The organism is Lysinibacillus sp. S1, from assembly GCF_044986265.1.
GTDB classification, from domain to species: domain Bacteria; phylum Bacillota; class Bacilli; order Bacillales_A; family Planococcaceae; genus Lysinibacillus; species Lysinibacillus capsici.
The window spans coordinates 878081-900172 of record NZ_CP173154.1; the positions used below are offsets into that span (position 1 = coordinate 878081).

General features: G+C 40.5%; 21 protein-coding genes. 4 read left to right on the plus strand and 17 right to left on the minus strand.

Features of this window, described 5'->3' with window-relative positions; genetic code table 11:
• Position 1: 1 nt before the first annotated feature.
• Entirely contained in the window at positions 2-667 is a 666-nt protein-coding gene (locus ACHZEU_RS04800) for an HAD family hydrolase (RefSeq protein WP_404804571.1), read from the plus strand.
• Between the two features lie 44 nt (positions 668-711).
• Here ACHZEU_RS04800 and ptsP read toward each other — a convergent pair whose 3' ends face one another.
• The 11 genes from ptsP to ACHZEU_RS04855 all read right to left on the minus strand — a co-directional run bounded on the left by ptsP (position 712) and on the right by ACHZEU_RS04855 (position 11345).
• Entirely contained in the window at positions 712-2424 is a 1713-nt protein-coding gene (gene ptsP / locus ACHZEU_RS04805; RefSeq protein WP_131519857.1) for a phosphoenolpyruvate--protein phosphotransferase, read from the minus strand.
• The gene (locus tag ACHZEU_RS04810; RefSeq protein WP_004229305.1) at positions 2421-2687 is read right to left on the minus strand and encodes an HPr family phosphocarrier protein; all 267 of its coding nucleotides are present in this window, start codon (positions 2685-2687) and stop codon (positions 2421-2423) included. The genes ptsP and ACHZEU_RS04810 overlap by 4 nt, the downstream gene beginning before the upstream one ends.
• Positions 2684-3388 carry a glucosamine-6-phosphate deaminase gene (locus tag ACHZEU_RS04815; protein WP_103117861.1) on the minus strand — a complete coding sequence of 235 codons (705 nt, stop codon included), beginning with the start codon at positions 3386-3388 and terminating at the stop codon, positions 2684-2686. The genes ACHZEU_RS04810 and ACHZEU_RS04815 overlap by 4 nt, the downstream gene beginning before the upstream one ends.
• Positions 3389-3408: 20 nt before the next feature.
• Positions 3409-4119: a sugar isomerase domain-containing protein gene (locus ACHZEU_RS04820; protein ID WP_066037443.1), complete on the minus strand. Its 711-nt coding sequence runs from the start codon at positions 4117-4119 to the stop codon at positions 3409-3411.
• Between the two features lie 66 nt (positions 4120-4185).
• Positions 4186-5346, minus strand: coding sequence for an N-acetylglucosamine-6-phosphate deacetylase (gene nagA, locus ACHZEU_RS04825; RefSeq protein WP_404804095.1), 1161 nt, complete (start codon positions 5344-5346; stop codon positions 4186-4188).
• 97 nt (positions 5347-5443) lie between these two features.
• Positions 5444-7387, minus strand: coding sequence for an N-acetylglucosamine-specific PTS transporter subunit IIBC (gene nagE / locus ACHZEU_RS04830; protein WP_404804096.1), 1944 nt, complete (start codon positions 7385-7387; stop codon positions 5444-5446).
• A gap of 178 nt (positions 7388-7565) precedes the next feature.
• A complete protein-coding gene (locus ACHZEU_RS04835) occupies positions 7566-8507 on the minus strand; it encodes an ABC transporter permease (protein ID WP_009370929.1) in 942 nt (313 codons plus the stop codon).
• Positions 8485-9405 (minus strand): ABC transporter ATP-binding protein, encoded by a 921-nt coding sequence (locus ACHZEU_RS04840; RefSeq protein WP_404804097.1) that lies wholly within the window; start codon positions 9403-9405, stop codon positions 8485-8487. Before ACHZEU_RS04840 ends, ACHZEU_RS04835 begins: the two co-directional genes overlap by 23 nt.
• A gap of 87 nt (positions 9406-9492) precedes the next feature.
• Positions 9493-10206 (minus strand): ABC transporter ATP-binding protein, encoded by a 714-nt coding sequence (locus tag ACHZEU_RS04845; protein ID WP_333004444.1) that lies wholly within the window; start codon positions 10204-10206, stop codon positions 9493-9495.
• Between the two features lie 9 nt (positions 10207-10215).
• Positions 10216-10572: a GntR family transcriptional regulator gene (locus ACHZEU_RS04850; RefSeq protein WP_048390347.1), complete on the minus strand. Its 357-nt coding sequence runs from the start codon at positions 10570-10572 to the stop codon at positions 10216-10218.
• Positions 10569-11345 carry a hypothetical protein gene (locus tag ACHZEU_RS04855; protein WP_404804098.1) on the minus strand — a complete coding sequence of 259 codons (777 nt, stop codon included), beginning with the start codon at positions 11343-11345 and terminating at the stop codon, positions 10569-10571. Before ACHZEU_RS04855 ends, ACHZEU_RS04850 begins: the two co-directional genes overlap by 4 nt.
• A 190-nt stretch (positions 11346-11535) precedes the next feature.
• Between ACHZEU_RS04855 and ACHZEU_RS04860 the strand changes: the two genes are divergently transcribed.
• Both ACHZEU_RS04860 and ACHZEU_RS04865 read left to right on the plus strand, forming a co-directional pair.
• Complete coding sequence (locus ACHZEU_RS04860; RefSeq protein ID WP_016994653.1) at positions 11536-11769, plus strand: hypothetical protein; 234 nt, start codon at positions 11536-11538, stop codon at positions 11767-11769.
• 6 nt (positions 11770-11775) lie between these two features.
• Complete coding sequence (locus ACHZEU_RS04865) at positions 11776-12450, plus strand: HAD family hydrolase (RefSeq protein ID WP_404804099.1); 675 nt, start codon at positions 11776-11778, stop codon at positions 12448-12450.
• Between the two features lie 17 nt (positions 12451-12467).
• On the opposite strand, the gene ACHZEU_RS04870 is transcribed toward ACHZEU_RS04865, so the two are convergent.
• The 4 genes from ACHZEU_RS04870 to ACHZEU_RS04885 form a co-directional block, all read right to left on the minus strand.
• Positions 12468-14018, minus strand: coding sequence for a hydantoinase/oxoprolinase N-terminal domain-containing protein (locus ACHZEU_RS04870; protein WP_404804100.1), 1551 nt, complete (start codon positions 14016-14018; stop codon positions 12468-12470).
• Positions 14011-15114, minus strand: coding sequence for a DUF917 domain-containing protein (locus ACHZEU_RS04875; RefSeq protein ID WP_404804101.1), 1104 nt, complete (start codon positions 15112-15114; stop codon positions 14011-14013). Before ACHZEU_RS04875 ends, ACHZEU_RS04870 begins: the two co-directional genes overlap by 8 nt.
• On the minus strand, positions 15111-16379 hold the full coding sequence (locus ACHZEU_RS04880) for a cytosine permease (protein ID WP_404804102.1): 1269 nt from the start codon (positions 16377-16379) through the stop codon (positions 15111-15113). The genes ACHZEU_RS04875 and ACHZEU_RS04880 overlap by 4 nt, the downstream gene beginning before the upstream one ends.
• A 129-nt stretch (positions 16380-16508) precedes the next feature.
• Entirely contained in the window at positions 16509-18113 is a 1605-nt protein-coding gene (locus ACHZEU_RS04885; protein ID WP_404804103.1) for a PucR family transcriptional regulator, read from the minus strand.
• 138 nt (positions 18114-18251) lie between these two features.
• On the opposite strand from ACHZEU_RS04885, the gene ACHZEU_RS04890 reads away from it, so the two are divergent.
• Entirely contained in the window at positions 18252-19097 is an 846-nt protein-coding gene (locus ACHZEU_RS04890) for a pentapeptide repeat-containing protein (RefSeq protein ID WP_404804104.1), read from the plus strand.
• Positions 19098-19138: 41 nt separating this feature from the next.
• Here ACHZEU_RS04890 and ACHZEU_RS04895 read toward each other — a convergent pair whose 3' ends face one another.
• Positions 19139-20854: an FTR1 family protein gene (locus ACHZEU_RS04895; RefSeq protein WP_404804105.1), complete on the minus strand. Its 1716-nt coding sequence runs from the start codon at positions 20852-20854 to the stop codon at positions 19139-19141.
• Positions 20829-22088 (minus strand): iron uptake transporter deferrochelatase/peroxidase subunit, encoded by a 1260-nt coding sequence (gene efeB / locus ACHZEU_RS04900; protein ID WP_404804106.1) that lies wholly within the window; start codon positions 22086-22088, stop codon positions 20829-20831. Before efeB ends, ACHZEU_RS04895 begins: the two co-directional genes overlap by 26 nt.
• Between the last annotated feature and the right edge of the window lie 4 nt (positions 22089-22092).

Genomic DNA, 22092 nt, shown 5'->3' on the forward strand with positions numbered 1-22092 from the left:
GATGATGAAAGCGGCATTATTTGATTTAGACGGAACATTATTAAATAGAGATGCATCTGTCGAACTCTTCATTAAGCAGCAATATGAGCGATTAAAGGGAGTACTAGGTTCCATTCCAAAAGAACAATATATAGCTCGTTTTATCCAATTAGATACGCGGGGCTACGTTTGGAAGGACCATGTCTATCAGCAATTGGTAGAAGAATTTCACCTTGTTCATATTACGTGGAAAGAACTTCTTCAAGATTACCTAAACGAATTTAAATATAGCTGTGTCCCTTTTCCTAACCTTATCCCTATGCTAGAACAATTGAAAAGGGATCAGTTGGCTTTAGGCATGATTACGAATGGCTATGGGCATTTTCAGATGGACAATATAAAGGCATTAGCAATTGAACATTATTTTGATGTCATTTTAGTTTCTGAATGGGCAGGAATGAAAAAACCCGATCCTCAACTGTTTTTAAATGCCATCGAAAAGCTGAATGTCCTTCCTCATGAATGTGTTTTTATCGGCGACCATCCTGTGAATGATGTCAAAGGTGCTCAACATGTGGGAATGAAGGGCATTTGGAAAAAAGATAAACAATGGCAACATGTTCAAGCGGATGCCATCGTGGAGGATTTATTAGAAATACCGATATTCATTGACTCTTTCAGCCAATAATAAATAACCCATCTACTTGTTGGTAGATGGGTTTTTGTTTTATCCTATTTCACAGCTTGCTTTACTTTTTCCAGCACTTCTTCAGCTGTTGCTAGCTGTAATGCCTCTGTTGCTAAAGTCTGCATCTCTGGGACAGATAATTGCTTTAGCAAGGCCCTCGTTTTTAATATAGACGTAGCACTCATGGAGAACTCATCTAAGCCTAAGCCTAGCAATAGTGGAACAGCATGCTCATCGCCAGCCATTTCTCCACACATTCCTACCCATTTCTGTTCTTGATGGGCAGCTTTAATGACCATTTGAATTAAACGTAATATGGCTGGGTTATATGGTTGATATAAATAAGAAACTTTTTCATTCATCCGATCTGCCGCCATCGTATATTGAATTAAATCATTTGTACCGATGGAGAAGAAATCCACTTCTTTGGCAAAAATATCTGCCATTACGGCTGTCGAGGGAATTTCAACCATCATCCCGACCTCGATGGAAGAGCCTACTGCAATCCCTCCAGCTATCAGCTTTTCCTTTTCCTCAAGCAAAATGGCTTTAGCCGCACGGAATTCTTGAATGGTCGCTATCATGGGGAACATAATTTTTAAGTTTCCGTAGACAGATGCTCGCAGTAGTGCTCGCAATTGTGTGCGGAATAACTCCTGCTGGTCAAGACATAGACGAATGGCACGGTGACCAAGGAATGGATTCATTTCTTCTTGCAAAGGTAAATATGGCAGATGCTTGTCGCCACCAATATCCAGTGTTCGAATAACAACTGGCTTGCCCTTCATTCCTTCCAAGACTGTTTTATACGCTGTAAATTGTTCTTCCTCAGAGGGTAAATTTTCTCTGCCCATATATAAAAACTCTGTTCGATATAAGCCAATTCCCTCTGCTCCATGACGCAATACACCATCCAAATCATTTGGCGATCCAATATTAGCCGCCAGCTCAACATGCACGCCATCTTTAGAAACGGTTTGCTCATTCACTAAAGTAGACCATTCCGCCTGCTGTACCCGATATTTTTGTGCCTTCTCCTGATAGTCTGCAATCACATCGGCACTTGGATTCACTAGGACTTGACCCGTCAAACCGTCAACAATTATAGTATCGCCATCCTGAATTGTTGTCGTAGCAACCCCTGCCCCTACGACTGCTGGGATTTCTAAGCTACGAGCCATGATGGCTGAATGGGATGTACGCCCACCAATATCGGTAATAAAACCGAGAACATAGTTGCGATCTAATTGGGCTGTCTCTGAAGGTGTCAAATCATTCGCTACGATAATTACCTGTTCGTTAATATTGCTTGGATTTGGAATATGTACTCCGAGTAAATGTGCTAATATGCGATTTGTCACATCTTTAATATCTGATGCACGGGCACTCATGTATTCGTCATCCATACCTTCAAATAATGCCACAAACATAGAGGTTACTTCATGCAATGCATACTCCGCATTTACCGCTTCGTCGGCAATTTTTTGATTGATAGGCCCAATTAATTCGGGATCATGAACCACTAATAAATGTGCCTCAAAAATTGCGGCTTCTTCTGCACTAAATTTTTCTAATGTTTGCTGTCGAATGACAATCAGTTCTTGCTCTGCTTTGGCAAGAGCGGCTGCTAAACGTTTCTGCTCTGCCTCGATATCATGAACAGTTGTTTTAGCGAATGTTAAATCTGGTTGGACGAAACGATATGCTTTCGCAATGGCAATGCCGTCTGAAGCGGCAATACCAGTGAGTCGTGTCATTGTGCAAGCCCCATTTCCGTGATGAGTGTCGTTAGTGCTGCTAATGCTTGCTCTTCGTCTTCCCCCTCTACAACAAGTGTAAATTGTGAACCTTGCTTTAAGGCTAATCCCATCACACCTAAGATTGATTTCAAGTTAGCTGCTTTTTCTTCTGTACGTATTTCTATAGATGAAGCAAATGGTGTTGCTTTTGCCACAAGCTGGCTCGCTGGTCGTGCATGAATACCTAAAGGATCGACTACTGTAAATTGTTGTGTTTTCATAATTTATTCTCCTCTTCTTGTAAGTCTGTTAAAACCATTACATTTGGATGTTTCGATAAAGCAGTTGCAGGTACGTCTTCTGTATAATCAGATGCCAGTAAACGCTCTAACACCTCACGCTTAGCTTCTCCCACTGCGAGTAACAAAATGCATTTTGCCCGCATAATCGATTGAATACCCATCGTGTATGCCTGTGTTGGCACTTCGTCAATGGATGAAAAGAAACGCGCGTTAGCTTGACGAGTAGATTCTTCGAGTGTTACAAGATGTGTTAAAGAAGCAAATGACGTACCAGGCTCATTGAAGCCGATATGACCATTTTGACCGATACCAAGCAGTTGGAAATCTAAGGGATATTGTTGCAGTAATCCTTCATAGCGAGCTGTTTCCACTAAAGGATCTACTGCTAATCCATCTGGTAAATACGATGCTAAAAATGGTTTTTGGTTAAATAAATGTTTGTTCATATAATAGGCGTAGCTTTGCTGATGAGTTGCCTCAAGTCCAACATACTCATCCAAATTAAAGCTAATACAATGTGAAAAATCAATATCTGTTTTACAGATTTTAGCATATAGTGGTTCCATTGTTCCACCAGTAGCTAACCCGAACGTTGTGGCGCCATTATTTTTGGCTTCAACGATGGTCGCTACTGCATGTGAATATAAATCATCCATTGAGGAAAATCTTTTTACTTTCACCACATATCCTCCTTTGTATCCTAGAAATGAATACGCTGACCATACTGATCAATGAGCGCATCGTTATTATTTTCCCCTAAATTACTGCTACCAAACACTGGTACACTAGCGCCCTGTGCATGCATAAGTTCAATGATTTGAGCGAATAAAGCATTTAATAAAGTCGCACCTAACACCGTTGATACAGGGGCATATTGCAATTGGTCAACGGTTAACACACCATCACCTAATGGCACATGCGTATTCAATACTTCATCTACTACTTGCTCTAAACGCTTGCCTGACGGATGGCGCGACGGCTGGTGCTGATATTCCAATGATTGGAGTGAAATAGTCAAAGCGCCCGCTTCCTTTGCATAGATAGCCATATCAATGGGCACTGGATTATTGGCAGAGGTTGAAATGATGATACAAACATCTTGGTCATCAAATTGCAGCTGATCCTTATAGGTGGCTAAAAAAGCCTGTTTTTTTTCATTTTGTGAGGATTGCCGTGCACCCTGATGTAGCATTAACGATTCTATGTGTATCGGTTTGACAGGCACTAAGCCACCTGCTCTATAGTAACATTCCTGTGCTAATAGCATGGAATGACCAGAGCCAAAGAGCTGGATGATGCCTCCCTTTGTGAGACGTTTAACAATTTGCTTGGCAATATGCATAAGTTGGTTGCTTTCCTGCTGTGCCACCATTGTTAAATATCGATTTACTTGTTGAAAATAGGTATTCATGTTCTATCACCTTTTCATTTCCATCGTTTCATGCAAGATGTTTGTATACCTGCTGCATATTAGTAACTATTGTCCACTTGAATTTGCATCATATAAGACCTTGCCCGCCTTAATCGTTTGGTGGAGCTTTAATTGTTCATCTAAAATCACTGCATCCGCATCAAAGCCTTGTATAAGCTGACCCTTATTACCTAGCTTCAATTGCTCAGCAGCATTCAAGCTGGACATTTTGACAAGCTCCTCCAGCGTACAATTCGTAATGTGATGCATATTCCGTACAGCCTGATCCATTTTTAAAATACTGCCTGCTAACGATCCATTTGACAAATGGGCACCTGCTTCTGTCACATGAACTGTTTGACCACCTAAATCATATGCTCCGTAGGGCATTCCCTTTGCGCGCATGGCATCGGTAATTAAAATAAGCCCGTCTGCTCCCTTTAAGCGATAGGCCATTTCCACCGCGCCTTCATGCATATGGATAAAATCAACAATCAGTTCTGCCTTAATCGCATCTAGCAGCAGGACACCGCCAACTACACCTGGATCTCGATGGTGGAATGGACGCATCTGGTTGTATAAGTGTGTCACCTGTGTGGCACCTAATTGAGCCGCTTGTTGCATTTGCTCAAMGGTAGCATCCGAATGACCAATTGAAACAATGACACCGCTAGCAGAAATACTTTGCACAGCTGCCATGCCATTCGGCTCTTCTGGTGCTAGCGTAATTTGCTTAATTTTATGGCCACTTAGTTGCTGCCATTTTGTCCATATATCTAAATCTAGCTCGACAATATATTCAAGAGGCTGTGCCCCTGCTCGCTGCTTTGAAACAAATGGCCCTTCGATATGAATACCTAGTACCTCTGCTTCATCTGGCTGTGGCTGGAACTGTGCTACATTTTCAATAGCTCGTTCAATGTTGTCATAGCTTTGTGTCATCGTTGTAGCTAAAAAGCTTGTCGTTCCTTCTTTTAAAAGGGATTGAGCCATCGTATGAAGCCCTTCATCAGAAGCATCCATCGTATCCATTTGAGCGGATCCATGAATGTGCATATCAATAAATCCTGGCAATAAAAATTTCCCTGAACCATCAAGCTGTTCTACATCGTGGATATCAAGCTGAGGAGCAATTTGCGCAATTTTACCATCCTTCATCCATACATCTACTTGTTCATCTCGTCCATTGCCATTCACTACTGTGATATTTCGAATGAGTAAACTCAAGAAAAACATCTCCTTCTTGAACAAGGGCTGTCGAAAAGGCATCCTTGTGCAATAGCTCATTGCCTCTGTATACCTTCGCTAACAGCCCCATTAGTTGTTACTTCTTCATTGTAATAATATTCGTTGAGCCTGCTCGTTGATAGCCAGTCTTTTCAAGTGTAATCTCTTGCCCCATTAAGCTTGTAAAGACAACTGGTGTGATGACAGAAGGTACTTGCCCTTCAATCTGTACAAGGTCTGCTTTTAATAACGCATCCCCACGCTTAACTTTTTGACCATCTGTAACGAACAGATCAAAACCATCACCATTTAGTTTGACCGTATCTAAGCCAACATGAATTAATACTTCAATGCCCGTATCAGATTTTAAGCCAATTGCATGCTTTGTTGGGAACACCATCACTACTTGACCATCAAATGGTGCATAGACTGCTCCATCTGTCGGACGTATCCCGAAACCTGGGCCCATCAAGCCTGCTGAAAATGCCTCATCAGGCACTTCTGTTAAAGGCAATAAATCACCCGTCATTGGCATTTCGAAATCACGGAATGTCATCGTGTCATTCTTCACCGTTTCTTCCATGACAGGCTGAGCTGATGAAAGTCCTACATTGGCTGGTGCTGGATTGCCTTTTTTCAAACGTTCTTTTATGGCTTCAGCTAAAAACTCCACAGATGTCCCAATGATTACTTGGACATTGGTTTTACTAATACGCATAACTCCTCTTGCACCTGTTTGCTTCAATGTTTTTTCATCGACGCTAGCAGAATCCTGTACTAATAATCGTAGGCGAGTTGTACAATAATCCACTTGCTTAATATTGTCTTTTCCACCTAATGCTTCAATTGTATAATATGCACGTAAATCGACATCATCAGCAATAGCATTTACTTCGCCATCCTCATCCTCATCGTCTTCACGTCCTGGTGTTTTTAAGTCTAATTTTTTGATTAAGAAATAGAATACCACAAAGTAAATCGCCCCAAAGCCTAAACCTAAAGGTAGTAAGAGCCATGGTTTATCTGCCAGACCAAGGTTGAGTAAGTAGTCAATTAAGCCTGCAGAGAACCCAAAGCCGTCACGGAATCCAACGAGATAGGCCACCGCCAATGAAATACCTGTTAATACAGCATGAATACCATAAAGAACTGGTGATAAGAACATAAAGGAAAATTCAATAGGCTCTGTAACACCCGTTAAAAAGGCTGTTAAAGCGATGGAAACGAACATCCCTCCAACGATTGGACGCTTTTCTTTTTTCGCTGCAAAATACATTGCTAGACAGGCTGCTGGTAAGCCAAACATCATGATTGGGAAGAAACCAGCTTGGAAATGTCCAGCTGTTGTGTCTCCTGCTAGGAAGCGGTTGATATCCCCTTTCACGATTTCGCCTGCAGCATTTGTAAATTCACCGAAATCAAACCAAATAATTGTATTGATTACATGGTGGAGACCCACTGGAATTAATAGACGGTTGAAGAAGCCATACATCCCTACGCCAAGTGATCCTGCACCGATCATCCAATTACCGACAGCATCAATACCACCTTGAATTGGTCCCCAAACAATTGCTAAAATACTACCTAAAATTGCCATGGTGATGGACGTAATAATCGGTACWAAGCGCCGTCCACCGAAGAATGATAACCATTCTGGAAATTTCACATTATAATATTTGTTATATAATAAGCCTGCCGTAATACCGGCAATAATACCACCAAACACACCCATATTTAATTCTTCGTTAACAGTCCCTAAAACGGCGACTAAAACAAGATGCGCAATCGCACCTGCTAGAGCTGCGCCACCACTACTATCATGTGCAAACCCCATCGCAATACCGATAGCAAAAATAATTGGTAAATTCCCTAGTATAGCATTACCAGAAGCGGCCATAATACTAGCAATGTACTGGATGGCTTCATTCGGTACGGCCCCAAGCATATCCGCTGAACCTAAACGCAATAGTAATGCTGCTGCTGGTAATGTTGCGATTGGAAACATGAGCGACTTACCGATTTTTTGTAAGAAAGCAAACATTCATTATCCCCCTTTGGTATAGTTGTCTAGACCACTTTAGTAAAAAAAAAGCGTTTTCACTAAGTTGCTATTATTATAGGCGCAATTCAAAAAAAAATAAATACTTTTTTAATATTTCGTGATGTTAAACAAAAAAACCGCACCCTAATCCAAAATTAGGGCACAGTTCTTCTTTAGTTTATGCCGTGACATCACGTTTCATAAAGGTTGAATAACTAATGACAAGGAAAACTACTGCGTATATAGCAAGTACTGTTAATGAGAAGGGCAACGTCACATCAGCAATCATGGAGCCACCACCATGCTCATACTGTGTTAAATCAGAATGTGTGAGCCAAATATATTTGACGATGTCGTATCGGCTTAAGAACATAACTATCATGCCGCCTGTAAAAGAAAGGAACATCGTTAAACCGATTGCTAATGAGCTTGAACGGAATACTGAGCCAATCAAAAAGGCAAATAATGTAGACATCACAAAATCGCCACCAGATAATAGGTAATGATAGGCTAAATCGCTCCATACAGCCTTTTCAACGACCTGTCCATTGACCATTTCTAATTCCACACCTGTTCCCATGCCGAACAAGACTAAGCCGATAAGGGCACTTACCACAACATTGACCACATACAATAACAAACCAAAAAGGAATGTTGTCAGTAATTTAGACGTTAACACTTTGGCACGGGACATTGGGCGCGTTAAGAGCATTTTAATCGTCCCTGTTGAAAATTCGCTCGATACAATACTAGCTGCGGTAATGACTGTAAATAAAGTAACAAGCGTAAGCATACCGCTTGTAAAGGACATAAAGCTTGCAAGACTACTATCTTTTTGACTTGGTGCATCATTCGCTAAACGATATTCAGAAATAGCCATCTGCTCTTGAAAGTATGCCTTATCTTCCTCCGTTAAATCTTCACCTGCTAGCGTCTCTTTATAAGATTGAATGGCATCCTGCTCTATGTCCTGCCAAGAGCCTTCCGTCGGGGATTTTACTTCATAATATTTGGTGATTCCAGCAGGAACAAGAATGACAAGAATCAGCATGGCCACCATTGCCCATGTTCCTTTTTTATGCCATAATTTCATCCACTCATTTTGAATTAGCTTCAGCAATTTGTCCGCCTCCAGTCATTTCTAAGAATTGATCCTCTAATGTTTTTTGATGTGGCTGTACAGCAAATAATTGAATACCCGCTTGGACTAGTTGTGTAGTCATAGCTGGGACATCCTCTTTCTTCATTTCCACCACATAGCCTTGATTCTCTGCTACAAAGTTAAAGTCACACTGTTCTAGATAAGCAGACACCTGCTCTTTTGGCTGTGCCTCCACATAATAAAATGATGAGCTTTCATTGTGAATATCGCGCAGATCAATTAGCTGCCCATTTTGAATCACGGCCACTCGATCACACATCAATTCAATTTCTGATAATAAGTGACTTGAGACAAAGACGGATACGCCCTCTTCTGAAGCAATCTTACGTAGGTACATACGAAACTCACGAATACCAGCAGGGTCTAAGCCATTCGTCGGCTCATCTAAAATCAAAAATTTCGGTCTGTGCAATAACGCCTGGGCTAATCCTAGTCGTTGTCTCATACCAAGTGAATACGTAGAGACCTTTTCATGTATACGATTTTCGAGCCCAACTTGTTGAATGACCTCCTGAATTCGTTCCTTTGTTACATTTTTATGCATACGTGCAAAATGTAGTAAATTTTTATAGCCTGACATAAATTTATACATTTCTGGATTTTCAACAATCACACCTACCTTACTAATGGCTTCCTCATAATGCTCCTTCAGTGAAAGCCCGTCGATGATGACATTGCCATCTGTTGGATGCATAAGCCCTGTCATCATTCGGATTGTTGTTGTTTTCCCCGCTCCATTCGGTCCTAAAAATCCTGTAATTTGGCCTGGATATAAATCAATGTTTAACTGTTGAATTAATTGCTTTCCTCGAATAGTTTTCGATAAATTTTGCAATTGTACAATCGGTTCTGTCATATTTTTCACCCTTTCTAATCTTTTTCGCCTGAGCATTATGCAGTCTGGCACGACAACATTGCTTTATTGACGATTCTTTCTTCACCTTTAGCTGTCAATATTTTTTACTGAAGGACGATAAAACCCTTTCATCCACTCAACTGCATCCTTATTAGCCACATCGCGTAATGTTTCCACATTCTCGTAGGCCATGATTGATCCTGCCTGCAATAAAATAATTTGATCTAAAATAGGCTCTACCTCATATAATTCATGTGTGGATAGCAAAATCGTTTGATTTTCGATGTCCGTAAATTGAATTAAGCCTTTAATCAACTGTTCTCTCACAATTGGGTCTAGCCCAGCAAATGGTTCGTCCATGACATAATAAGGAACCTCTCGTCCAAGGGTGGCAGCCATTTTCATACGACCACGATTACCCTTTGATAATTGGCGTAGCTTTGTGCGCGTATCTACCTGTAAAAATTGTGCGACGATACAGGCTTTGTCATAGGAAAAATCTTCAAATTGCGAAGCATAATGCTGGAAAAGCTGTTCACCTGTGTAGTACTCAAAAAACAAATCTGTATCTGGTAAATAAGCAATTTTGTCAGCACTTCTACGTGTGACTGGCTTACCCTCTAGTGTGATCTCACCAGCAGTGGGTCTCAGTAAACCAGCTAAAACTTTCATAAGCGTAGATTTACCACTACCATTTTCTCCAACTAGTCCAATGATTTGTCCAATCGGAAAGGAGAAGGATAGATCCTGTAAAACTGGCTTTTTCTTATATTGAAAAGATACATTTGATAGATGTAACATCCCTTCACCTCACGCTTTATTTTTCAAAACCACAAGCATCTCTTCCTTCGAAAAGCCTAATGCCTCAATCGATGTTAAAAAATTTTCAGCCAGCTGATTTTTCATCTCTTCCCGCAATAACTCAATGCGCTCCTCATTGCTCGTAATAAATGTACCCTGTCCTCGTTTGGTTTCCGTTATATTCATTGCCTCTAACTCCTTGTATACACGTTGCACCGTATTGACATTGACACCTGTTTCTACTGCATATTCTCGAACGGAGGGAAGTCGATCACCTAGCTCCAACTTCCCCTTCAAAATGTCTCCACAAATTCGATCGACAAGTTGGCTATAAATGGGTTTGTCACGCGAAAAATCCATCGTCATCGTAAAACCACCCTTTCAAGCCACTTCGATGCTGCTAAAAACAGCAGTAGTAATAATAACGTAATGGCTATTTCCTCAACGACATATATCGAGCCAAGCATCCATTCCATCGTCATTTCTTTCGCTTTTGGTAGATAGTGTTCGATGTTTTGAAGTGAAACTTCTCCATGGAGGAAGATCGCTCGATACAGCTGACTCTCCGTTACCCGCGCCCAACTAGCTGTGGTTACATAAAACACAATCATTGTCAGCACAATTGAAAAACGACCTATTATGCGCTTCAATTGCAAATAAAAAGCTAAAAAGAATAAAAGAACGATAAATAGCATTAATTGTAAAATTGCCAATATAATAACAATTATTACCAAAACTAATAAAATTTGTCCAGCGCTCGCGATTAGCTCATCCTTAATATTGAAAATGGCTATACTCGTGAAAAGGATAGTGAAGAGGACATAACCTACTAATGAGCAAACCAATTTTGCTCCGATAAGCTTTGTGATAGAGCTTGTTGAATGGAGCCAGCTCTCCTTTGCTTTAATATCCAAACGCATCGATGCTAAAAATTGTAAGATAGAATAGAATCCACCTAGAAAAAGGACGAGCATCGTAAATGCAAATGCTAGTTGATGCTCATGTGCAAAGAGATCGACATACTGATGTAAGATATATGGAACGATCCAAGATAGCATAAGTCCCATAAATATCCCTACTAGAAACCATGAGCGATAAAGTACCCATTCTTTTTTTAAAAGTCCTGTAAAGCTTTTCAATCACAACACCTCGTGTCATAGTGTACTAGTCACATATTACACTATGACTTTTTTGTTGGCAAGTGGTAAATACAAGAAAAAGGAAATTTTGTTTACTCAACAATTACGCTTATGCTCAAAGAAGGTATTCACCTATTAAACACAGAATATATGGATAGCACTCTAACACTAAGCGTAAGGTGGTACTTGAATGGATAAAAGAGTTGTCTTTGATTTTGAAATTGAATTTACCAATGGTGGTGGCATACAAGGGCAGGATTTTCGCCTTGATATTGATGGAGATGACATATCGGACGAAGAGCTAGCTAAGTATATTGTGGAAGATATGAGGTTGCTCATGGTTGGCAAGGTTACGATCCTAAACAAAAAAATTATTAATGAAAAACATAAACGAAAACCTCTTGATGAGCAAGAAAGGACATGAAGCTCGTTGAAAGCGATACTATTTGATTTAGATGATACCTTACTTAATCGAGATCATGCTGTCGATAACCTGTTTTATATTATTTTGGAAAAATACTATGGTGCTATTCAGGGTATGCTCAAAAAGGACATGCTGGAAAAATTTAAGGAATACGATAAAAGAGACTATGGGATTGCCGATAAAACCAATGTTTTATCATCGTTTTTTGATGCGTTTCCATCAACCTTTCAATTACCTCGCCATGACATGCAAGATTTTTGGGATCAGCAGTTTCCATATTGCTTTTCTATCGATCAACATATGTTGAAGGTTCTCCAAACGATTAAGAAGCAAGTACAAGTTGGCATTATCACAAACGGCTCTACACTGCGACAAAAGGCTAAAATCACACATACAGGTTTAGCTAGCTATTTTGATGTTATTCTTATTTCTGAGGAAGTAGGCTTAACTAAGCCTGACAAACGCATATTTGAATTAGCTCTACATCAGCTCCAAGTTCAGCCAAATGAAGCCTTATTCGTTGGGGATGACTTAGCAAAAGATATTGCTGGTTGTCAGCAAGCAAGGATGAAGGGCATATGGTACAATCCTCCTCGGCTCACGAATCCTACTGACATTAAACCTGATGCAGTGATTCATTCATTTGAGCAATTAATAAAAGGAAGAGCCCTGTTTAACTAGGACTCTTCCTTTGACTGTTACACMATTTTCCCTACTACTTTTACCTTCAATCTTGTTGCATTTTCTGGATGATACGCGAGAGGTGTCTCTTCTACTTCCACTAGCTCAATGGTATCTTCAAGAGCACCTGCTAATACGGCTTGTTTCACAGCCTTGTTTTGTGCATCCTTCAAGGATTCCTCACGCGGTTCTTTGGAATAAATATAAATTTGCTCATATTGACCACTAATTTGTGCAATCGAGGCTCCGATGGCATTCGCAACACCACCGTATTCAGATTTTACAATTGTGGAAACGCCCCGAATATTTTCTGGCACAATKATAYCAGMACCCSCTACTAAGACTAATGACACATCCTCTGAGGAAGTTTTCATCTTATCAATCGCCTGTTCTAGTAACGAAGAAATTTCTTCTTGAACGGCTTTGGCAAAGGCTTCATCAATATGTGCCACTAACGTGGAATCACCTACATCTGCTAAGCCTAAACGGACAGCGATATCTGTTGTCGTTAAGGTCGAGCCACCGAAAACAAGGGCCTCCTCACTGATTTTATAGCCTACACTATCCGGCCCAACTGTAATTTTGTTGCCGTTCACACGAACAATACTTCCCCCGCCAAGTCCGACTGAAATAATATCTGGCATCCTAAAGTTTGTCCGAATGTCTCCCACTTCAACTGCGACCGAGGATTCTCGCGGGAAACCATCCTGTAATACACCGATATCTGAAGTGGTACCCCCAACATCCAATACCATTGTGTTTTGAATTTGGGATAAATAAGATGCTCCACGGATACTATTTGTTGGTCCACAGGCAATTGTTAAAATTGGGAATTGCTTGGCGTAGTCGATAGACATTAATGTACCGTCATTCTGGCATAGATAAACCTCTACATCAAAAATGCCTTCCGCTTGTAACGCCTGTACAAAGCCCTGTGTTATTGTCTCAATCACCTTACATAATGCAGCATTTAGAATCGTAGCATTTTCACGTTCTATTAACCCGACTGAACCTATTAATGAGGAGCAGGAAATTGGGAATTCCTCGCCATAGACTTCTTGAATCCATTCACGAACCTGCAATTCTTGATCATTTTTAATAGAGGAAAAGACACCAACAATCGCAATAGATTCTACTTGACCACGCCATTCTTCTAGTAGTTTTGTAATTTCCTGTTGATCAAGCGCACTCAATAATTGGCCGTCATATTCATAACCACCATGGGCAATGGCATAATTACCAGATAATTTATCAATCATATCTGCTGGCCAAGCTGTATAAGGGAGTACGGAAGCCGTCGCTGGATAACCTAGTCGAATGACACCAACCTTTGCTAGCTTTTTACGTTCAACAATGGCATTGGTGCATTGTGTTGTCCCTAACATCGCATGGGTAATTTTTGTTTTATCAATATTTGCGCCCTCTAGTAATTGTTGCAGTGACTTTTCAATCCCTGTTTTAATATCTAAGCTTGTTGGTGATTTCACACTGTAAATAAGCTGGCTATTATGGTCTAAAAGGATGGCATCTGTGTTTGTTCCACCTACATCGATTCCAATTTTATACATGCTCTGCTACCTCCTTTTTCACCAATTCCTCAATTGGCGTATACTCATATTCATAGCCAAAGTATTTGGGTCCAGCTGTTTCAATACCTTTTGCTGTACGCCATTTTTCATGTGCTGGTAAGCCAATCACACGCACACGTTTACCATATTTTAAGCTCTCTGTTGTAACAGGCAATAAAGTTTCATAATCCACCAAACAAATTAAGTCTGGTGTCATCGCTATAACCTGCCCGTTTTTCTCAGCTAATAAGTTTTCATTTTGGAAATGAACCTTCATTTGATCATTTTTATAAGATTCAATACCTTCAAGATTCATTTTACCTAGGTTAAAGCCACCCTTCGTTTCACGAATAACATCCACTATTTTTCCTTGGAAAAGCTCATATCCATCCGCAAGCTTTAAAAGGCTTTGTAGCTTATCGTTCACCTCTTGATCTTTCGAGGCAATAATTTCACCGATTTTTTCAGAAAGCGTCACTATATGATGAACACCGCTTTGTTTAATTTGTGCACCCGTTGTTGGGTAGAGGCTCACTAAAGAACTARCGCCCATTTCTACTGTTGCTGTTCGGGCGATACGCTCGGTCCATTTATTATCAATCGTTTCAAAAATACCTATATTCCCTTTTTCATCAGTGATGGCCATTGGCGTTGCCGAAAACCCATCTAAGTGGAATGTCACCATTTGTAATTCCGGAAATGCACGCCCCATGCCATCACAATCAATCAATGGTAAGCCAAGCTGTGCTGCTACTACAATAGGAATCATCGAATTGACCCCACCTGCTTCCATTGGATAGGTGCCTGCAATTTTTTCTTTCCCCAAATATTGGGCGAGTTTTTGGAAGACCTTAACAAACTCATCGCCACGTGGGAATTTTTCTACTAAAACTGATGGTGCCCCCATCATTGCGGCTGGAATGAAAAAATCATCATCCGCAATTTCATCCACTGAATACAACTTTACAGGGCCATTTTTTTCGATAGCAGAAAGCGCCATTAATTTTCCAATATAGGGATCTCCTCCCCCACCTGTTCCTAAAAATGCTGCCCCTATGGCAATATGTTCAATAGCTGCCTGATCTAAATATCTCATCTATGTTCCTCCAATATGACCGTTTTTTGTACAGATACACGATACCCAACATAATAAATCACGAATGAAATAATGATGCCAATCATCGGTTGGTTTGGTAGTGCTGGCAATGCAGGGAATAAGGAAAATACCACTGGCATACAGGCAATTACAGCACCTACTAGCCAAGAAAATACACCTAATCGATTGACCCCTTCAACTTCCTGCCAGCTATCTGTTTTGCCTTTATGAATGACCCAGTAGGAAGCAATCATCACCCCTGCAACAGGCGGAATCATCGCCGATAAAATTGACATGATAGGTGTAAAATAATTTAAAATCCCTACAACGGCTAAGATTGTGCYAATTGTACCCGCCACACCTATGGCTAATCGTTCTTTGTTTTTAGCAACATCAAATACATTAATTAAGGCAATTCCACCTGAAATTGCATTGACCAAATTGGTTTTCCATGTTGCTAAAATCAGACCCACTCCACCAATAAAGGGTGTTGCGATATGCAGAAAGACTGCTGTAATATCACTTGTTTGATAGGCAATCGTTAAGACAGCTCCCACAGCAATCATTAGCACCCCTGCAGGAATAATCCCTAATGTAGCGGCTTTGAAAACGTCTGAACGATTTTTTGAAAATTGCGAATAATCACCCGCGATAACAGCCCCTAATGCAAAGGACCCAATCGTTACAGCTAAACCATCCATAAAGCTCATATTGCCCTGTGGCTGATAATCCCGAACGAGCTGTAGTTGCTCACCAGTTAATATTTGACCTAAACCATACAGACAAATGATGACGAGCAATGGTACGGCGATATAGCTTAAAATACGCAACACCTTCATCCCATAAAGTGCGGATACGACCATGACCATACCACTAATGAATGAAGCGATTGGAATAGGTATATTCAAATGATAGATTGCTAATAAATTTGCTAAGGCTACGCCACACACATTGGCCTGAATGCCAAACCACCCTAAGCAAGCAATAGCTAAGATAATGGATAATATTGTACGAGAGCCCTTTTTTCCAAACACTTGTCCTGCTATATGGACAGTGGGCTTTCCTAAATCACTGCTTTGCATGCCTTGCAAAATCATGATGATCACGACAATAGCATAGCCTACAAAAGCAACAGCCAGTGCCTTTGATAAACYCATATTGGCAATCAGTGCGTTACCGACTAATAAACTAGGAATACAAATCATGGCACCAGCCCAAATAATGCCTAAGCTATACCAAGATTGATCTTTATTTTCATTTTGCATGTGACTCCCTCCTTATTTGGTGATGGATTAATGTTTTTAATTATAGAAGAAAGGTAGGAGTCGAGTCTTTTGCGCAAATGAAAAAAATAATCTGAAATTTTGTTCAAAATGACAAAATTTCAGATTATTCTAATCATTAATCAATCGATATAGCATGCAAGCCATGTAGGCRTCATAAAATTMYAARTATACGGTAACATCTGTGCCAATCAGCTCACTAATTTTTTTGATGCGGTATTTCACCGTGTTTTTATGGATATAGAGGAGCTCTGCACAGCGCTCCACACTAGCATTTGCATCTAATAAAAAGGTTATCAATGTTTGCAAGGCATCATGGTCACGTAAAATGGGTTCAATTACAGACAAATATTCTTCAATCATTTCCTCGCCCTGCTTACTGACATCAATTGCCCTTTTCATGGAGCGCACTTCCGCAGCAGTAAACAATTTTCGCATCGGATAAATCGTATGGGCTTTGTCCCCCACCTGATTGACCAATTGATACATTTGACGAACAGACTTTGTATTTCTCATTTTAGGTGCATAAACAATTTCTGCGATTTGGGCATCATACTGAGTAGTTTCACTATATTCAATGGCAATTTCAAACTCATGATGCTTATAAAAGCAATTGMBWACCAGTACAATCATACAATGGTCAATGCATTGGATGACTCTTGTTTGATAATATTTGGACAGTTGCTCTTCTAATTCATCGCGAATTCTTTTTTCGTCTGCTAAATCATGCATGTAGACAAGCCACATCATTTGAATGGCGGAAACATCAATATGAAGAAGATTGGCTAATCTTCTCATTTTCTCCCCTTCGTCATTGATAATAGCTTTAACTAAGGCATATTCACTAACCTCATCATGCTTGTCTCCCCATAAATTTATGGCTACTTGCACAACCTCACTTACTTTTTCAATTGTCTTAGCAGGTAATTTAGTATTTTCTTTAATCAGAAATAAAAATAGCGGCTCGCCATTTTTTTGATGTACTCTTTTATAGTCTACGACACAGGCGACATCACTTCTTAGCAGCTCGAGCTTGCCTGCTTCCCTCTGAAAATTGGATTGGGAGCATTCTTCGATGACATTCGCTACATCTAATGATGAATTTCGTGGCCACATCACTTGGTTCACAATGTCAAAATGACTATTGGTGAGCACAATATTCGCCTTTAAACGATCTGAAAGCATTTTCAGTGTAATTTCAACACTTCTTAAATGCTCAGGTAGTAACGATACCTTTTCTAATGTCTCTTTGACAAAATGATCATTAACGCCTTGATTACTAACAATCGCTTCCATAACCTCATAGATAACCTCGTTATAGCGCAGTGAATAATCATTTCGCGGCATACAAATGATAATAAAGCCTTGTGCCTCCGCTAACGCAAGCACTTCTTCTGGAATATCAGGCAATACAATGCCGACATAATATAAAATAAGCCCCAGCTCTCCTAAATCATGTAAATGCTGAATCGTTTCACATTGCTGCTCCACACTATCTCGAATGGAGTAAAAGGAGCTAATGACAAGCTCCTCTGCATACCATTCCTCCTGTACACGGTTAATAATTTTCGAATAAAAATCAACATTCGATACCTCTAATACAGATAGAGATGATACGGTACGGTGCAGATTATCTCGCCCTGTTAACACCTCTGCCCCTCGAAAAGATGGCAATTGTAATAATTCATTGACCGTTACCCCATGTTCCACCACCACTTTTCTTTACAACTCTTTTGAAGAAGAATACCATATCCCCTATTATCTTTCAAAATACAGTTTGCTCTCTATTTTAACTGGTAGCTTGTTAGTGTTAAAATAGTAACTAAATGGATAAGATCAGAGAGGAAAATGAGGATGTCTAATCAGACAAAAACCATTGGTACAAAAATCCGACACAGTCTACAGGCAGATTGTCAAAGCTGTTTTGGCTTGTGCTGTACCGCTTTAAATATTGTGGCTTCTAGTGATTTTGCGATCAATAAACCCGCAGGTACGCCATGTCCTAATTTGCAGGATAACTATAGCTGTCACATACATAGTCAGCTACGAGAAACAGGTTTTAAGGGCTGTACCGTTTTTGATTGCCTAGGCGCAGGTCAACAGGTTTCACAGGTGACATTTCATGGACAGGAKKGKMTWSRTTCTCGTGAGYATGCTGACAAGATGTTTCGTGTTTTTCCTATTATGGAACAGCTTTACGAAATGATTGCGTATGTGGCGGAGGCTTTGTCCTATCAGGTGGATAATATGCTTTATGAACAGCTACTTGCTCAATTGAAGCACCTACAGCAGACAATAGCTCAGGATGCAGATACCTTATTAGCATTGGATATGGTAGCTATTCGTATGCCGATCAATGCACTATTGCTCCAAACTAGCGAACAAATTCGCCAGCACAGTGTGAAGGGAAAGGCTTCTAGAAACTTGAATCAGCGTGGGGCTGATTGGATGGGCAAAAATTTAAAAGGCAAGGATTTACGAGCGACTGATCTAAGGGGGAGTTATTTAATCGCAGCTAATCTTCAAGATGCGAATTTACAGGGAGTAGATTTCATCGGGGCTGATTTGCGAGATACCAATTTACGCGGTGCTGATCTTTCAACAAGTCTGTTTTTAACCCAAATGCAAATCAACGCCGCACAGGGGGATCGTTCGACTAAATTACCTCCCTATATAAAACGACCTGCTCATTGGCAATAAAAAAAGGTAGATGGCGTTGTACGCTCATCTACCCTTTTTCATTAGGCTTGTTTCTTTTTATAAAGCATAGTAGCCGCCACTAACACAAGTAAAATAGACTGTCCTATGATTGTTTCCACCGTTGGATAGAAGCCAATCAAGCTAATAACAGGTAAGCCATCAACAATCGTTGTGGACAGATTATCTGTCAGCTGCAAAGTATGCAGACTGACACCAATAATTTTAAAGGCTAGCACATAAATTAAAATAGTTGCTACTGCAAAAAATTTGTGAATTGGAATTTTGCCACTTGCTTTAAATAACACAACTGCAAGTACAGCAAGAATGAGCAGTGCCACCACAATTCCAAGAATAAACTGCGACGTTTCCATTTTAGGTGCAATCCCCGCATAAAAGACTAGTGTTTCTGCACCTTCACGGAAGACCGATAAAAAGCTAATCATAGCCATCGCAAAAATAGAGCCACTCGAAATGGCATTACCCATTTGTTTGGAAATATAGCGATTCCAACTGACCACGCTTGATTTACTATGCAGCCAAATACCCACACCGATCATCATCGCTGCAGCAATTAACCCTACATAGCCTTCCATTAACTCGCGATTCGTATCAATCGTTGCCGAATTTAAAATCGTCGACATAAGGATGGCAGCTACGGCGGATAATAGAACGCCGACAAACGCTCCGACATAAATCCATTTGCGCATCTTGTTTTGTCCTGATTTATTAAGGAATGACACTAAGGCTAAAATAATCAGTAATGCCTCTAGTCCTTCGCGTAATAAAATTAACGCAGCGTCCCAAATGGTGTAATCGGTATCCCCTTGAATTAGCTCAATTTCAGTACGGAATGTATTTAATTGTTTGGTAATCTCTTGCTGATCTACGTTGGATTTTAATAAATCACTCGCKATAATCGGCATATCACTTTCAATTTTCGTKTAAAGACTACCATTACGTGTGGAGATTTCAATTTCTACGCTTGGCCAAATGGTAATAAACTCACGTATTTTATTTGAAGCTGCCTGGTAATCACCAGCATTGACAAAATCATTGGCCTCATCTATATAGGCAATTAATGTCGCTAATGAATACTCCCCCTCTACCACTTCGGCTGTTTCTTTACCAGCTACAAAATCCTCAATCGTTTGCTTTAAAGCAGCAAATTGAGATTGCATAAGCGCTACATCAGGCTCCTCAGCAGAAATAGAGATACGAAGAAATGCCATTTGTGTTTCGATTTGCCCGTACATTGCGATACTTTGTTCACGCACAGGTCGCTCATTTTTATTCCATTTACTATTAAAATCTTTGTAGGCTTCATCAATGGCCTGAATATCACCACTTGCTAAAGCTTTTTCAAAGTCTGCCATTATCGGCTTAAATTTTTGTCCAAACTCTGCTCGCTGTGCCGCTTCATCCACTGGATTTTCAAGCTTTTCTAATGCACGCAATGCATTGGATAGTGCGGATAGCGCCTCTAAACGCTCATCCTTAGACGTTGCCTCAGTAGCCTGTGCAAGGATTTCATCAACCTTTGCTTTTGCCTCTTTCTGCTCTGAAGATACTTTAGCCCAATCAATAGCAAATTGTTCAAGTGCCTGCTTGGCCTCCGCCTCTTTATCCTGCTTTGTATTCATCAGTGCATCACTAATCGCAATATAGAGATGACTATAGGACTGCGCAGCTTGCACAGGTAAAGCTAAAGTCAGCATAAGGGCAAACACGATACTACAGCGCGTTAAAAAGTGCTTCACCTAAATAACTCCCCTTTTGTACACCAGGGAAGCAAGCAAACACGGCACTGCCTCGATGGGTAATGTACTCATTCATTTTATCCATACGCCCTAAGCTATTTTGGATGGTTGTAAATTGGGCTGGGTCTTTTTGAAAAGAAATAAAGATTAGCCCCGCATCATGGGTCCCTGTATTCGACATCACGCCTGACGCATAAGAATAAGAGCGTCGCAAAATACGCGCACCTGATTTCCGCGCCAAATGGACATGTGATGTATCAGGCATAATATAATTGCCCTTATCATCCTTTGCCTCTACATMAAAATCATCAAATTCCTTTGTTTTGTCAAAAGGTGCCCCACTGTCGCGGTAACGGCCAAATGTTGCCTCTTGATCTTTCAATGATGTACGATCCCAAGTTTCAAGATGCATTTGAACTTTACGCGCAATTAAATAAGAGCCACCCTTTAACCAGCCTTTATCCACCCACACGACCTCATTTAAGTCTTTTTCATCCGTAATGGCTGGATTTACAGTACCGTCCTTAAAGGCGAAGAGGTTTCGTGGTGTCCCTCCACTAGCTGGAAACGAGTTAAAGCCCGCCTGTGACCATGTTATTTCTACTTTACCTGAAGCAGCTCGTACTAGATTACGAACAGCATGGAAGGCTACCTGCGGATCATCTGCACAAGCCTGAATACACAAATCACCACCTGTGTATTCTTTCTGTAGCTGATCTTTGGGGAAATGTGGTAAATCCTTTAGCTCCGCTGGTTTTAAATGCTGGATGCCCAGTTTATCGAATAATGAAGGCCCGACACCAATGGTAATGGATAGATTAGATGCATCTAAGCCCTCTGCCTCTCCGGTATCTCCAGTTGGCACTCTTGTATTTGTCGATACATCGACCATGACTTCACCATTCATTAAACGCACAACAAGGGGTGTCCATTGCTGGAACAACGCTTGTAGTTCCTTCTTTGATGTCACTAATACATCTAAAGAAGCAAAATAAATATTCGTCTGTACAGGTGTCACAATACCTGACTGATGCTTTCCATAGAAATTGACCTTATTGCTAGCCGTCGTGCTATCTGCTACTGGCTCAAAGACATCATAGCCCATTGCTTTCCTTACACCCCCCAAGCCAGAGGCACTGATGCCCACACCTGCCACAACGATACCTGTTAGCTTTAACATATCACGTCTAGAAATTTTTTTATTTATAAATTTTTCCTCGTTTGACGTTGTCATTGTT